Annotated in this window: 7 protein-coding genes; 5 read left to right on the top strand and 2 right to left on the bottom strand. The window is 52.7% G+C overall.

The window, feature by feature from the left end:
* Positions 1-89: 89 nt before the first annotated feature.
* The gene (locus MUB23_RS17690; protein ID WP_244802074.1) at positions 90-2,015 is read left to right on the top strand and encodes a PAS domain-containing hybrid sensor histidine kinase/response regulator; all 1,926 of its coding nucleotides are present in this window, start codon (positions 90-92) and stop codon (positions 2,013-2,015) included.
* A gap of 175 nt (positions 2,016-2,190) precedes the next feature.
* Here the strand turns inward: MUB23_RS17690 and MUB23_RS17685 are convergent, their stop codons facing one another.
* Together MUB23_RS17685 and MUB23_RS17680 are read right to left on the bottom strand one after the other, a co-directional pair.
* Positions 2,191-4,857 (bottom strand): hypothetical protein, encoded by a 2,667-nt coding sequence (locus tag MUB23_RS17685; protein ID WP_244802073.1) that lies wholly within the window; start codon positions 4,855-4,857, stop codon positions 2,191-2,193.
* 17 nt (positions 4,858-4,874) lie between these two features.
* On the bottom strand, positions 4,875-9,566 hold the full coding sequence (locus tag MUB23_RS17680; RefSeq protein WP_244802072.1) for an RICIN domain-containing protein: 4,692 nt from the start codon (positions 9,564-9,566) through the stop codon (positions 4,875-4,877).
* A gap of 981 nt (positions 9,567-10,547) precedes the next feature.
* Here MUB23_RS17680 and MUB23_RS17675 point away from each other — a divergent pair.
* From MUB23_RS17675 to MUB23_RS17660, 4 genes are all read left to right on the top strand, one after another.
* On the top strand, positions 10,548-11,795 hold the full coding sequence (locus tag MUB23_RS17675; protein ID WP_244802071.1) for a M24 family metallopeptidase: 1,248 nt from the start codon (positions 10,548-10,550) through the stop codon (positions 11,793-11,795).
* Positions 11,792-12,850, top strand: coding sequence for a M24 family metallopeptidase (locus MUB23_RS17670; RefSeq protein WP_244802070.1), 1,059 nt, complete (start codon positions 11,792-11,794; stop codon positions 12,848-12,850). The genes MUB23_RS17675 and MUB23_RS17670 overlap by 4 nt, the downstream gene beginning before the upstream one ends.
* A 121-nt stretch (positions 12,851-12,971) precedes the next feature.
* Positions 12,972-14,696: a peptide ABC transporter substrate-binding protein gene (locus tag MUB23_RS17665; protein ID WP_244802099.1), complete on the top strand. Its 1,725-nt coding sequence runs from the start codon at positions 12,972-12,974 to the stop codon at positions 14,694-14,696.
* Between the two features lie 117 nt (positions 14,697-14,813).
* Positions 14,814-15,734, top strand: coding sequence for an ABC transporter permease (locus MUB23_RS17660; protein ID WP_244802069.1), 921 nt, complete (start codon positions 14,814-14,816; stop codon positions 15,732-15,734).
* Positions 15,735-15,739 lie beyond the last annotated feature (5 nt).

The raw sequence follows: 15,739 nt of genomic DNA, 5'->3' as shown, positions 1-15,739 counted from the left end.
GGGCGTTGGCTACGATACGGAAACAAAGGTAGCGGTTAGTTGAAAGCCGGCAGCAGGCTTTCTTACAGAAGAGAAACGGAGCAAATCGTATGGATTCCATGGAAAAGGTACTAAATCATTTGGGAAATACCGCTGTGTATATTATTCGTGCAGACAATCATCAGATCTTGTACTGCAATGATCGGGTGAAGGCGGTAACGCCTTCGGCACGGACCGGCATGGTCTGCCATGAAGTGTGGAAAGGAGAGTGCCGGAACTGTCCGCTTTTATCCATTGGAGAGAAAGAAACGAACACTACGGTCAATTATGGAGATTCCTTTGGCGAGATTGTGGATATTTCCGCCACCAGAATGTTCTGGGGAGAGGGACAATTGCCGGCATTCTTGATTTCGGTCACGCCTCATACGCGGACAGAGGAAGAGGCGCAGATGGCGAAAGTCCTGGTTTCTTTGGAGCGGGAGCGACGAATTTTGTCCGCAGGATTGTCCGTAATGTTTGGTGAATTCTTGGTGGTTGATCTGGATACTGACTCTTTTATTACTTATAAAGCTGACGCGGCGGCATCTGGCATTCAGGAAAATGAAGATTTTGCAAAATTTAACCGTGAATACGGGGAACGGTTGATCCACCCGGAAGATCAGGAGCGCTTTTTTGAAATGTTTCGCGTGGATTGTATGCGACGCCATGTGGAGGAAGGCCAAAATGAATTCAGCGTGGAAATGCGGCGCCGGAATTCAGAGGGGAATTACCGCTGGTGCGAGTTGATCGGCACAGTGATGGAGAAAGAGGAAAGCGACGGAAAACAGGTACTTTTAACTTTTCGGGATATCCACACGCTGCGGGAGGCGCTGAATCAGGCTCTGGAAATGGCCAACCAGGCCAGCACGGCCAAAACGGATTTCCTCTCCCGGATGTCCCATGACATCCGCACGCCGCTCAATGTGATCCTGGGCATGACGGCCATCGCGGAGCATGAGCTGGGCCACCCGGATAAGGTGGGAAATTGTCTGGGAAAAATCGAGGTTTCTGCTAAGTTTTTGCTCTCCCTGGTCAATGACGTATTGGATATGTCGAAAATCGAAAGCGGAAAAATGGTGCCGGTGGAGGAACCGGTTCAACTGCGGGAGCTGTTGGGCGAGGTTGCAATCATCTGCCGGAGCCAGGCAAGGCAGAGACGCCAGGAGTTTGTCTTTGAGATAAACGATTCAGTGGCGGACTATTATCTGGGGGATGCACTGCACTTAAAGCGAGTGCTGATGAATCTGCTGGGAAATGCGATGAAATACACGCAGGAAAGCGGGCGGGTTTCCCTGGAAGTCCGGAAGGTGGGATGGAAAAAGGGAAAGGATATTCTCCGGATTACCATTTCGGACAACGGGATTGGGATGTCGGAAGAGTTTCAGAAAAAGCTGTTTCAACCTTTTGAGCAGGAACAAAAGGGCGGAGGGCGAGTCTTTGAGGGAAGCGGCCTTGGCCTTGCCATCTCCCAGAATCTGGTCCGCCTGATGGGAGGGACGATCGAGGTGGAGAGCCGGGTCGGGGAGGGAACCACCTTCCGGTTGGACATTCCGTTTGCCAAGGCGCGGAAATGGGACCTCCCGCCTAAGGAAGAGAAAGAGGAAGATTGGCAGTTTTCCGATCAGCCGATTCTATTGGTGGAAGACAATCTGCTGAATCTGGAGATTGCGAAGGCAATGCTGGAAATGCAGGGCCTGACAGTAGAAATTGCGGAAAATGGAAAGGAAGCTGTGGAGAAATTTGCACAGTCCAAGCAGGGGTATTACCAGGCCATCCTGATGGATCTCCGCATGCCTGTGATGAACGGCTATGAGGCCGCGGCCGCGATTCGAAAGCTAGATCACCCGGACGCCGCTTCGGTGCCGATCATTGCCGTGACGGCGGATGCGTTTAAGGAAGATATTGAAAAGGTGAAAAGAGCTGGCATGAATGCCCATGTCTCAAAGCCGATTGAAAAAGAACAGCTCTACCGGGTGCTGAGCAAAGTAAGGCGTTGAGGGACTGCAAAGGATGGCTGCATAGGGATACAGAGTTCGAACTTCCCGCTGTTTTTTATGGGGCGGAGGAGAGCGGCAAACAATATCCGGCGTAATTTTGTTGCGGGACAGGATAAAGGGCCGAGGCCCTTGCGCATAGGAGTGCGCAGGGGCCTCGGTTTTTTGCTTATGCTTCTTATGCTTCCGGCTCGCCGTAATAAGGGTTATAATTGATCTTTTCCTCAGACAGCGGGATGCCGGGACCTTCCGGGTCTGCCGGGTTAAAATCATACCGGTTGGCTGCGGCCCAGTGAATCCATTTGGCTTCCGGGTAATCCTCCGTCAGGGAGGCAGGGAAGGTGGAACCCCACTTCAAAATTTCGTCGTCTGTGGAGGCTGCCTCCACCACATTGCCGTCGGCATCGGTCAAGTTGGTATCTCCGTTGAAATAGAATTTTTTCATCAGTTCATAGCCCTTGGGGTCATAGCGGTAGAGCTCTTCGCGGGTGTTGATGGGAGAGAGGGTGCCGTCCCAGGCTCCGCTGGCGGATTCCCGCATGGTGCCGTGCCAGATGTTGCTGAGGGTGGCAAAATACTCTTGGCTGTTGCTGCCGGCGTAGGAATCTTCCGGCCAGCGGGTCGAGCCGTCCGTGCGGTCGTAGCCGCGGCCTTCGTAAACCGCTGCGATTTCGTCGTAGATTTCAGGCGCATACGTCTTGGAAGCGCTGTGGATGGTGTGGGCAAACTCGTGGCCCAGGATGAATTCTCCTTTATAGCGGGTGAACGCGTAATCCCGCCGCAGGTTGGCTTCCGTGGTCTGGCAGATACCGCCGCCGAATCCTTCTACGTACAGATACCGCATGTAAAGGTCGTTGCCGTAGGCGTCCCGCATATCCGGCTGCTGGTAGGCGTGGTGCCCGTAGGCAATGATCTGGGCGCCCTGGTTGTTTTTCACCATGCCGTCGGCAATTCTCTGGCCGAGATCATCGGTCTGATTGGAGAGGATGATGTCGATATAAGCGCCTGCCAGCTCCAGAGAGGATTTCTGCACATCGTTGTCGCCGTACACGTATACACCGGCTATCTTGCTGCGGTAGGCCTGACCAAGATAAGGTTTAAAGGCCACTTCCCAACGATCGCCGGAGAGGGCGTTTCCGGCCCAGTCGCACATCTGACCGCCGCCTGCCACCACTTTCACGGTGAGCTTGCCGTCGATCCCGGCGCCCCGTTCCTTCATCTGCATCTCCACATTGATATAGCCGCCCTTCTCCAATGCGGTCTCGCTGACCGCAACCTCCGGATCAGAGGCAAGCCATTCCGGCGCATTCTTCAGGTCCTTTTTGGTAAAGCCCATGATGCTGGAACCGATGGAACCAGTGCTTACGTTCACGGTGTTTTCCCTGGAATCCGGGTTGCCCAGAAGGAACGTGAGAGTCTTCCATTGGTATCGCTGACAGGTCAGGGCAGTGTCCCCCGTATCCCCCTTGAATACAATGGTTTCTCCGTCCTTCTCCCAGACAATCTCCCAGTTGGAGGCGGTGCGAAGTTCATCCAGATCCCGCACTTCCCGGTTGAAAATTACTTCCACTTGGTTGGCGGAGATCAAATTTGCCTCCACGATTTCCAGCGGCGCATAGGCTTTTCCGTCAATGCCGTAATTGTCCGCCTGGTTGTGTTTATACCAGGGCTGGTTCTGGCGGATTTCCGAGTCCACGGCAGTGTTGCACTGATCGGCGATGCCGCAGAAATACTTAAATTCGGTGTAGACTTCCACCAGCACGCCATACAGCTGGTTGTCGTACTCGCGCAGTTCCGACCGGGTGTTGACGGGGAACGCTTCCGGCTGCCAGCTTCCGTCTTCCGACTCCGGCAGGGTTTCAAACCATACCATGGTGCCATAGGTAAAGTAGCTTTCCGGGCTCTCCATCATCTTGGTGCCCGGCCACAGGTTGTTGGCCTTGGCATTGTCGTAGGCGTTTTGGAGATGCTGTACATAGTTGTAGGCGTCCGGGTCATCCTCAATGCTCAGAGGGAAGTTTTTCCATCCCGGCGTGACGCCCAACTGCCAGAACAAATGCGCAAAGTCGTGCATCAGCTCAAAACGGCCGCTCTTTTTTCTCTCCATGGCGCCGGTGCTATCAAGGCGCATCACGTCGTCGGCCGTTGTGACGATGATCGGTTTTTCTGCGGTGCCGGGGATGGTCCGCCGGGTTTTGGCGTCGCCCTCATTGTAAAGCTCGCGGTATTCCGGCGCCATGTACACGCTTTGGTCCGAGCCGACCACCACGATGGTCACCCCGTTTTGGGCTGCGGCCAGACCGGTATAATCCGACTGGCCCAGGAGCTGGCCCATGCCGCCGTTGCAGTAATCCAGAACGTAGTTGTAGTCATAAGTTTCATTCATTCCGGAGTTTTCGTTTCCCAACACCGGCAAGGCCACGTTTTCCGCATACCTGCTTTGGGTGTAAAATGGGACGTATTTCGCAGTCTCTTCGGTCTTGCTGTTGACGGTGACGGAAACCTTTGCCGTCTCCGGGTTTGAAACCGGATCCGCCAGCCGCAGATTGACCATGCCGTCAAAGTAGGACAGGTACTCGAAATCTGCTGCTTTTCCGTCTACCTGGACGGTAAACATCTGACCGGCCATCTCTTTTGTGACTTCCTGGGAACTTCCAATTTCAATTTCCCTATTTGTGATTAAGTGAACATAGTCCACCGGTGAGGAGGCAGTACTTTCCACGCTGGGAGGCTCTGTGGGGGCTGCAGTCGTACTCTCTGCCGGTTCGTCGCCGGAGCATCCGATCAGGAGCAAGCCGGAAGCAAAGAGTGCCAGGCAGGCTGTTGTGAAACGATTCGTTTTCATATAACCCCTCCTTTTGTTTACTCTTCCCGTCCATATTTTGCCTTTTTGAAAGCCAGCCATACGGCTGCGGACGTGGCGGCCGCCATGGTAAAGATTACTAGAGTAAGAGTGGATTCATCGCCGGTCTTGACCGTATTGTTGGCATTTTTATCTTTGCCGGGATCTTCGGTGGTCGGAGGAATCACGGTGCTTTTGAATTGATTCGTGAATTCCGCCGCCGATTCCTTGGTCGCGCCGCTGTTCGACTCATAGAGCACCTTGGCCAGGCTGAGAGCCAGATCATTCTCGGCAACTGTCACCTTCAAGGTCCAAACGCTCGTATCATAGGTGTATCCGCCGGCTTTTCCTGCTTCCTGGCGGATAATAAAGCGGTATTCGCCTGCTTTGCGGAACGAGATTCCTCCAAATTCCGCACTTCCGGCTCCGGTGATACTTGCGGTTGCTTTTCCAAGCACTGCGCCGCCCTCTGGATTCTTCGCATCTGCTTCCAGCGTAAAGCGGAAGGTCTCCGATTTCGATGCCTTGCCGCCGGTCAGGCGGACCGTCACCTTCGGCGTATAGGTCACCGGCTTCCCACCAGGATCATCCGGTACTTCCACGAGTTTCAGCGCATCCAGCGCATTCTCGATGCCGGCCGCCATCGCGTCGATCCGTTCCTGAGGGGCAAGCCCGTTTTCCAAAGCGGAATCATACTGCGCCATCGCCTCATCTAGGGTGCGCAGGCTGTCTTTGGTGTAAAGGCTGCGGTCGATGCCGAGAGCGGTCTTTCCGGCTTCCTCCAGCTTGCTGTAGTCCATGCGCAGCGGGCGGACCGCATAGAGATTGTCATGGAGATTGGCGTCGCCCGGCTGATCTTTCAGACGAAGGACGCGCCACTGCTGGCTGTAGGAGGGAGACTTTGCGTATTTCACCAGTTCCAGGATTGTTCCGTCTGCGGGCAGCGCGTTATACTGAGTGCCCAGGGCTAAGCCAGACGCCTTATTGACCAGCTGGCAGAAATAACCTTCCACGCGGACCAGCTGCCAAAGCTGGCTGTCATCCGTCTGATCCACCGGCCCTGCGGTAATCCTTGTGCCAAGTGCGGTTCCGCTTCCTTCCGGCATCAAAGCCATATTTCCCAGCTTGCTGGTGAAACGGTAGTAGTCGCCCACCTGCTCCAACTTCCAGCTAAGGGTATCGAAGTTATAGTTATAGCCGGAATTGGAGAAGTCCCACCAGGTATTGACCTGGCCGTCTTCGTAGTTGACGACATTGGTGCCGAGGTAGCTGTAAATCTTAAAATAATGCTGATCCAGATCATAATCTTCCGTCGGGAGATTGGCGTCGTCCGGATCCACCGGCGGTTCCGGTTCCGTGATATCCGGGGCTTCCGTCACCGGGTAATCGTTCCGGCCGGTATAATTCCAGCAGCCTTCCGGGAGCCGCTCATCCGGGTAAATCTTGGAGAAGAACTCGTAGGACAGTGGATCATAGATCAAAAGTTCGGATTTCAGGTTCACCGGGCCGGCTGTACCGCCGGATTCCGATTCTCTTCCGCACTCAAACCAGACGGTGGACACGCAGGCAAAAAATTCCTCCGCATTGGAGATGGCGTAGGTATCGGGCCAGAGTCCCGCCAGTTTGGCATGGATGAAGGCTTCCTCGTATTCGCGGATCAGGGACTGGTCTTCCAGCTGGGAGATGCCGAGAGCCTTGATCGCGTGGCCGAATTCGTGGACCAGAACATTTTCCCCATGGCTGATCACGGCGGATTCTGCGAACGTGGAGGTGGGCAGCGACATATTTCCGCCGAGCCCGGCCGCCGGATTCACGTTCGGATCCGTCTGAACACGGTACTCCGGAATGTAGTAAGCGTTTTCCCCGGTTCCGTGGATCGCGATATCCGCGTGGTTTTCCAGCATCTTTTTGGCGATGTCCGGCCGCTTTGACAGCATGAAGTCAATGGTCTTTGCCGTCAGTTCCAGGGTGCTCATCTGCACATTGCTGCTGGACCTTATGACGATGCCGGTCTGAGATGTCACGGACTGGGTGTAGAACGGATCAAAGGCAAAGTCATATGCTTTCTTCTCCGCCTTGCCGCCGCCTGCGGTAATGTCGCCGGTGATTTCCAGACGGCCGGTGGCTGTCTTCGGGTCGGCCAAACGCTCTTTCAGGCCCAGGCTGGTCATCTTGCGGTAATAGAAGCAGCGGTCCGGATCGATATCCACTTCTTTCCCGTTGATGGTAATCTTATAGTTCTCCGGGAGCGTGGAATTGGAGACATCCTCGCTCCAAACGATCTCCACATAGTCCTCCTCGATCATGCGGATGGAGTCGATCCCGATGTTCTTTGGTGCGGCATAGTTTGGAATGTCGGGCTGCGCCAATTTAGCGGAAGTTGTTTTATTTACAACATCCCACAGCTGGTAAACGCTGTCGGAGACTTCCGTCAGAACCAGAACGTTTCCGCTGGTCATATCATTGTCTTTGACGCCGATGGCGAGGCCAGAGGCTTTGTTCACAAAGCGCAGCGAGCCGTCCTTTGCGGCGACCGACCAGAGCTGAGTCTCATCGGACTCCTCCCCGGCAACCGTCAGAACTCTGGTTCCGATTGCAGTGCCGCTGTTTTCCGGTGCAAGCGCCATATCCGGGCTCTCCTTGGGGGAGATCCGCACGTAACCGCCGCCGGCCGGGACGATCTTCCAACTGTTGCGGTCGCTGTCGCCGGTGATCCAGATTTTGCCGTTTTCCCAGTTTTCCCAGATGCTGGAGCCGTCTGCCGCGCTGGTCACGCGGAAGTAGGTTCCGTCAAAGTCATGGCTTGCCTTGGGGATCAGGGCGGCGCCTTTGGTCAGGTTTTTGATCCGCCATCTGGGGGCGTCCGCTTCATCGGCCAGTTTCAGGGCCGTTTCATTTGCCGTTGTGCCGGCGAGGCCAAGAGCTTTTCCGGTTCCCAGATGGATCAGTTTTCCTTCCTCTCCCTCGACGGGGACAAAGTTCCAGAGCTGGTTTTGATCGGTGATATCCGCATCCGTTAGGGCGACGGTGGAATCATCCGTGGGGGCCAGGGCTTTGTCGCCCGAAAGCGTTGTGATGCGGAAGCCGTCCGCGGTCCGAGTCAGCGTCCAGCTGTTGATATCCTCATCCCCGTAGTTCCACCAAAGTACGACGCCCTGATACTGCTCCAGATGGTATTCCTTGCCGTCTGCGCCGTCGATCAGGATCTTAAAGGCGTCCCCGCCATAGTCGTGGGTTCCTTCCTCGATGGCGGACGGCACGAACACGTCGTCGTAGTCATTGGGGATTGTGGAGGGATCCCAGGGAGACTCCAGGAAAGTATCCGGGAAGATCTTGGCAAAAAAGGCATAGGTCTCCGGATCGTATTTTAGCAGGTCCTCTCTGGTGTTAATCGGGCTGCGGACTCCGTCGGTCCAGTCCGGTTTTTCTGCCATCACACTGAACCAGATGGTGCACATGGTGGCAAAAAATTCATCGGAGTTGGAGATGGCGTAGGTGTTCGGCCACATACCGGCGCGCTTTCTGCTCCGGTACAGATCCTGAAATTCTTGCGACAGCGATTTATCGGCCAGGAGATCCATCCCTAGGGATTTGACAGAATGGCCGAATTCGTGGACCAGGATATTTTCATTCCGGTATTTCGTCTGGCTGGCTTTTTCCCCGTCCAGCACGCGGATCACATTTTTCTCCGCGATGGAAGAGACTCCGTCGTTCCACTGGTTGCCGCCGTAGCCTTCCACCTCGTACATATCCGGGTCCCAGGCGTACCGGTGCTCCGGCACAAAGTAAGCGTTTTCATGAGGGCCGTAGAGGGCCATGGAGGCGCCGTACTCAGCCAAACGGGCCGCGATGCCGGTCTCCGTCTTTCCCAGCATAGTGTCGATCTGCTTTTTCGCTTCCAAAAGGCTGGAGTATTGGACATCGGCGCTGGCTTTCACCACGATTCCAGTGTCTGTGGTCAGGCTTTGTTTATAGTAATTTTCATAAACTGCTTCATAAGTTTTTTTCTCCGCCAGATTGCCGCCGGCATCCTTGATCTCGCCGGTGATCTCCAGGGTGATGGGCTGGCTTTCGTCGATGCTTCCCCGGAAGCCGATGCTGCTCATGGCATATCCGTTGAAATACATCGTGTTGGAATTCCCGGTCAGAAGAGTCAGTTCCGTTTCTCCGTTTTTCAGTTTGTAGCTGGCGATCGAGGTGGAATCTTCCACTTCCCGGTCCCAATAGATTTCCAGGTAGTTGCGCTCTTTCAGCACCCGCACCTTGGTGACCTGGGGGCCGCTGCCATCGGAGTTGTAGAGGGCCGCCTCCAGAGACTGGGGGCTGTCCGGCACGGATTCTCCGGAGAGAATCGTTTCATCCGAGACTGAACTGGATTCCGTGGATCCGGTGTTTTCCGGTCCGGCCGTGCCCAAGGAGCTTTCCGGGGCCGTCGTCTCCGCGGCAGTATTTTCCGCTTCGGAGCTCTCTGCCTGCGCAGTGGCTCCGGGCTCGGACGAGGGCATGGTCTGACTGCTGCCTAAGGTCCCTGCCGTTTCGGAACCGGTGGTTGGATCCGTTTCGGGCGGCATACTTTCTCCCGGCGCGGCACTCTCAACCGGAAGAGTAAGTTCCGGCTGATTTTGGATGGAGTAGGAAAAGCCTGGCAGGATTGTGGTGATGATCAGACAGACCGACACAATCAATGCGACGCGTTTTCGTTTTCCCCTCATACACTTGTACCTCCTCACTTTTTCGTTCTCTGAATCGCGGAAGCCCCCTTCCGAAATCGGCCTGGCAGCGGAGGCAGGCAATGCAGAATGGTCCTGATTGTTGTGTATAAGAAACAAGTACAAGTGTGAATTTTGTCTAATACAAACAATCGGGACCATATTATATACCGTATTCTATTTTTCTTGGCTTGTCAATGGAAAACTGTGATTTAATCTTGCAAAAGTTAAAATTAATTCTTCGGAAAGTATATTTTGAAATTATCTGTTATATTATGTCGAACGGATTATAATAAATATGTGTATTTACAATGGGCGGAAATTTATCTGTAATAGACGGACATTTAAAGAAAAAAAGAGATCAGATTTTTGTTTCCTGAAAAAAGATGAGATAAGGCATGGACAGGAACAGAAAATTGGAATCAATCCCACTGTGAATGGAAGGGGTGCACGTACGGCTGCCAGCGGTTTCGAAGGCTGGACCCTGGCCTTATCCTCCATAAGCAGCGGGTATGATCCGCGGGATTGGATTCCGAGGATTTTTTGTCGCGAGTGCCCGGAAGCAGAGACCCATCTCACATAAAACTAGATAAATCTGGCCCGCTTTCTATTTATAATTAAAATGTTTTTTGGATTAAACAAATAAGATATTCGAATAGAAAAGTTGCTTTTATTATGTAAAAGCGTGGTTTCTGCAAAATAATAGAGAATAATTCTCTTTATTATATTGTGATTCTATATATAAAACAAGGAGAAGTAATCTGGCAATACAGCAGGAACAATAACAAATTCGATTTTGGCTATAAAGTACAAAAAATATTTAGTAAATTGTTGACAACAGACAAGAAATGAACTATAGTCTATACTATAGGTTTCCAATGAGATTTGTAGCTTGCTATATTCCAATATTCAGAATACCGTGGGAAGCAGAAGATCTGAATTCAGGTTTCGGCGCCCGCCGTTTTCACCAGGGGAGGAGATACGATGAACCGCGATTTTCACCAGAGTAACAGAGAACAACTCTATCAGGCACTGGAAGACGGAACGATTCTTTTACTGTTTTCCGGACATGCGCCGAGGAAAACCCAGGATGAAAATTACCCCTTTTACGGAGATCGGAATTTTCTGTACCTGACCGGGATCGACCGGGAAGGCTTTCTGTTCCTGGCGGAAAAGGAAGGCGGTTCGGTGAAGGAACAGATCTTCCTGCCGCCGCCGGACCCTATGGAGGAGCGCTGGACGGGTGTCCGGATGAAGCCGGAGGAAGCGTCGGCGTGTTCCGGAGTGGAAGAGATCCGGTATCTGAAGGAATTTTCTTCCTACTTTCATCAAAAGATCCGAAGCGGCCATTTTCACACACTGGCCATGGATTTCTATAAATTTGATGCCGCCGACCGGGATACCGAGGCGTTTTTGATGGCAAAGACCGTCCGAAAGAACTACCCTCATCTGAGGCTCTTCGATCTCTCCCGCCGGATCCGGCAGCTCCGGGCCATCAAAGCGCCCTGCGAGATTGCGGCGATCCGGGAAGCGGCGAAGATCACAAGGGCGGGAATCACGGCGATGATGCGGGCCTCAAGGCCAGGGCTTTATGAGTATCAGCTGAAGGCCGAGTTCGATTATGCGTTGGCCCAGCACGGCGTGTTGACCCCAGCATTCCCCAGCATCGTTTCTACCGGTAAGAATAATTTTTGTATCCATTACTACGAATATATGGGACAGGTACAAGACGGCGATATGATTTTAGCCGATGTGGGAGCCAAATACGACAACCTGTTCAACGATGTGTCCCGCGGTTGGCCGGCAAACGGCCGGTTCAGTGAAAAGCAGCGCCAGCTGTACACTTGCGCGTACCGCACTTCCCAGCATATGTTTTCGATCATCCGGCCCGGCATGCCGATGGCGAATGTGGACCGCCTGGCGCGGGAATATAATTTCGGCCAGTTGAAGGAGTTGGGACTCTGCCGCTCCTACGATGAGGCGGGCCGCTATATCTGGCACGGCGGGGCTCATCATGTGGGGTACGACGTCCACGACCTGGTGGAGGCCGAGACTGTTCTTCCTGGAATGGTGTTCTGCGTGGATATCGGGATTTACTGCGAAGAGTGGGGAATCGGATTCCGCCTGGAAGACAATTGCCTGGTGACGGAGGACGGCTGTGAGAATTTGACGGTGAAGATTCCCCGGACCATCGAGGAGATTGAAGCCGCGGTGAGAGGAGAAATCGAATGAAACGCTTACGGGAAGTGATGGAGAAAAACGGGTGGGAAGGATTTTTAGTAACCCAGCCCATCAATGTCAACTATGTCAGCCACTATACCGGGGCGGACTCTTATCTGCTGTTCACGCGGTCAAAGAAGTATTTTCTGACGGATCCGCGGTACACCGAGCAGGCATCTAAGGAATGCCCGGACTATGAAATTTTCGAGTGGCGTCCCTTTGGTTCTTTGGGGAAGGCGGTGGCGCACCTTACGGATCAGGAAGGTCTTTCTAACCTGGCTTATGAGGCGTCCCATCTGACGGTGAGCCAATACCGGGTGATGGAGGCGGACATCCGCGCGGAGCTGGTTCCCACAGAGGGCGTGATCGAAGAGTTTCGTTCGGTCAAATCTCCGGAGGAAATCCACTGCCTGAAAGCGGCCTGCGAAATTGCCTCCAGGGCTTTTGAACAAATTCTCAAGGAGATCCGGGTAGGAGTGACGGAAAAGGAGCTGGCGGCGAAGCTCTCCCTGTTTATGGTGATGGAGGGCGCGGACACGCAGCCCTACGGCAATATTTTGATCTCCGGGGCGAGAACTTCGCTGCTCCATGGGATTCCTTCTGAAAAAGCGGTGGAGTACGGAGATTTGGTGCTGATGGATTATGGCTGTCAGTATCACGGTTATCTGTCAGATATGACCCGGACCGTGGTGGTAGGCAGGGCGACAAGCCGTCAGAGAGAGGTCTACGCTCTGGAGCAGAAGATGGTGCAATCCGTGGAGGATTTCCTGAAAGACGGGGTATCGGCCGCCGATGCTTATTCTGAATCCACGAAGGTCATTGAGGGGACGGAATATTTCCCTTATCATTATACGGGAATTGGCCATGGGGTGGGCATGTTTGTCCATGAAGTGCCCTTTATGGGGCCGAAGTCGGGGGACATGGTCCGCGAGAACAATGTGATGACCGTAGAGCCCGGCATCTATATTCCAGGCTGGGGCGGAATTCGTATTGAGGATCAGGGCCTGATCAGAAAAGATGGATTTGAAAACTTGATTTCAGCTCCCAAGGAGCTGATCGAGCTTTAATCAACTGGCGATGGTTCAGAAAAGGGGGTAAGAACGCCACCTGGCAGGCGTTTCTTATAGTAACCAGAGGTAGAATGAAAATTCATTCACAAGTTAAAAAAGGGAGGACACAAGTGTGAAAATGAGAAAAGTATTAGCCCTTGGCTTGGCTGCCGCCATGGCATTTAGTATGGCTGGCTGCTCCACTCCGGGTCAAGAGACCACTGCGGCCGCAACTTCTGCAGCAGGCGGAGAGACCACTGCAGCAAGCGGAGAGACTACTGCGTCAGGCGGAGAGACCACTGCGGCGGGGGGAGAAACCACAGGTAAGAAAGTATTCCGTTATTCTACCATGACGGACCCCACCACGCTGGATTCCTGCAAGGCGAACTCCATCGGCGACAATGAGCTTCAGCAGCTGATCGGAGAAGGCCTGATCCGCAACAACGCCGGCACCTTACAGCCCGGACTGGCGGAGACATGGGAAGTTTCTGATGATGGGCTTACCTACACCTTCCATCTGCGTGATGCCGTATGGCCGGATGGAGTAGCTGTCAGCGCCAACGATTTTGTTTTTGCCTTCCATAGATTGGCAGATCCCGCCACAGCTTCTCCGTATGCCTGGATTTTGTCGGGCCTGATCAAAAATGGCACCGAAGTTACCGGCGGAGAGATGGCACTGACTGAACTGGGGATTAGCGCTCCCGACGAGAAGACGGTTGTGATTGAACTGGACCATCCGCAGAGCTATTTTCTGAGCCTGATTGGATCCTGCTGTCAGTTTTTCCCGCAGCGCCAGGATGTTGTAGAGAAATATGGACAGGAGTACGCTGGATCGGCAGAGAAGATGATCAACTATGGTCCTTTTATCATGACTTCCAGTGCTGACCGTGCATTCGTAGTTGAAAAGAATGAGAACTACTGGGATGCGGACAACATTAAACTGGATCGGGTAGAGCTGTCTGTGATCGAAAACGGCGACACCGCGCTTTCCATGTATGAGACCGGTGAGCTGGACTATGTGCTAATTCCCAGCGCTTCTGTTCCGAATTACGAGGGCGCTCCCAATCACAGTTCGTTTGTAAACGGTAACTTGGATTGGATCTACATTAACAACGAGGCAGAATATGTCAGCAACAAAAACTTCCGTCTTGCGCTGTCTTATGCCATTGACCGTGAGGATTACAATATTCTCGTAAACAACGGTGTGTATAGTGCTTGGGGAAATATTGTACTGCCGATGTGCGACGGCGCTGAGGCCGGCACCACCTATGGCGACACCGTACAGCCTGAGGGTTACCCGCTGAAGGCCGATGAGACCAAGGCGAAGGAGTATCTACAGGCCGCTATGAGCGAGCTTGGTATTTCCGATGCCGGCGAGATCACCATCCGTTTCAACTCTTGGGATAATGAGACTGTAAAGCGGGTCGCTGAAGTTTGCAAGGAAATGTGGGAAACTCGCCTGGGCATCCATGTGGAAATCGATATGGTGACCTATGGTGAAGTTTATACCCAGATCTATCCGAATCATGACTTCCAGGTTGGCTACGGCGGATGGGGTCCGGATTATGCAGATCCCTATACCTACCTGTACCTGTTTGATTCCCGCAATACCGGAAACTATTCCAATTATAAGAGCAAGGAATTCGATGCTCTGATCGATCAGTCCATTGCTGAGACGGATCCGGCTGCCAGACTGGAAATTCTGGCCAAGGCTGAAGCCTTGCTAATTGAAGACGGAGCAAATATTCCGCTGCAGATGAGAACGGCTCATTATCTGTTGGATGAGGATGTGACCGGTGTCAACTTCTACTTTGTCGGCTACAACATTTGCCCGATTTATGCAGACTGCGCTCCTACCGAATAATTTCAGGTTTTTAGGAGGGAGAGCGATCTCCCTCCCCTCATGGGAGAGGCCAAACGATTTTATTTCTTTGGCCTCTTTTCCGTTTTACCTGTTTGCACAGTGAAAAGGGGGACTTATATGGCAAAATATATACTCAAGCGTGTGCTTGCCGCCATAGTGACGTTGTTTGTGTTGGTTACGGTTGTTTTCTTCCTGGTACGTCTGATCCCTGGCGATCCTTTCAATGATCCGAAGATGACGCCTACCGTTAAGGAAAATCTGAATGCCTATTATGGCTTTGATAAACCCCTAGTGGCGCAGTACGGCACTTATATGAAAAATTTACTTCAAGGCGACTTTGGCCGTTCTATGAAGTATACCAACAAAACGGTGAATGATATTATTTTTGACTCTTTTCCGTTTTCGGCGGACCTGGGAATCCGTGCCTTGGTGATGGCATTATCCTTTGGAATTGTCCTTGGGATATTGGCGGCGCTAAATCGAGGGAAAAAACTGGATTTTGTCTGTGTCATAATAGCCATAATCGGCACCAGCATACCAGATTTTATTATGGGTGCCGCCCTGCAATATTTCTTTGGAATAAAATGGGGGCTTTTACCTGTTGCACAATATAAGGGGTTGGAGTACACGATACTGCCGGCTACGGCACTGGCTTTTTATACGTTGGCTTCTGTCTCCAAACTTATGCGCTCCAGCATGTTGGAAATCGTATCTCAAGATTACATAAAAACGGCCAAGGCAAAGGGGCTTTCCGGCGTAAGGATTACTGTTCGTCACCAAATCCGCAATGCCATTATGCCGGTGCTTACCATACTGGGGCCGACTGTCGCATCGGTGTTGACCGGTACCTTCGTAGTTGAATCCATTTTTGCGATTCCCGGTATGGGGAAATATTACGTGGAGTCTGTCAGCAACAGCGATTATTCGGTCATTCTGGGCATGACAGTATTCTATGGTATGTTTCTGATTTTGTGTAACCTGATTGTCGATGTTGCCTACGGCTTGGTGGACCCCAGAGTCCGTATCGGTAAAAAATAGGAGAA

This window comes from Cuneatibacter sp. NSJ-177, assembly GCF_022867805.1.
GTDB lineage: Bacteria > Bacillota > Clostridia > Lachnospirales > Lachnospiraceae > Pseudolachnospira.
The sequence above is the reverse complement of the archived record's forward strand: the minus strand, read 5'-3'. Positions and strand labels throughout refer to the sequence as shown.

Coding starts and splice junctions, on each gene's coding strand:
- MUB23_RS17675 (WP_244802071.1), top strand. CDS start 10,548: ATGAACCGCGATTTTCACCAGAGTAACAGAGAACAACTCTATCAGGCA.
- MUB23_RS17690 (WP_244802074.1), top strand. CDS start 90: ATGGATTCCATGGAAAAGGTACTAAATCATTTGGGAAATACCGCTGTG.
- MUB23_RS17680 (WP_244802072.1), bottom strand. CDS start 9,566: ATGAGGGGAAAACGAAAACGCGTCGCATTGATTGTGTCGGTCTGTCTG.
- MUB23_RS17660 (WP_244802069.1), top strand. CDS start 14,814: ATGGCAAAATATATACTCAAGCGTGTGCTTGCCGCCATAGTGACGTTG.
- MUB23_RS17685 (WP_244802073.1), bottom strand. CDS start 4,857: ATGAAAACGAATCGTTTCACAACAGCCTGCCTGGCACTCTTTGCTTCC.
- MUB23_RS17670 (WP_244802070.1), top strand. CDS start 11,792: ATGAAACGCTTACGGGAAGTGATGGAGAAAAACGGGTGGGAAGGATTT.
- MUB23_RS17665 (WP_244802099.1), top strand. CDS start 12,972: ATGAGAAAAGTATTAGCCCTTGGCTTGGCTGCCGCCATGGCATTTAGT.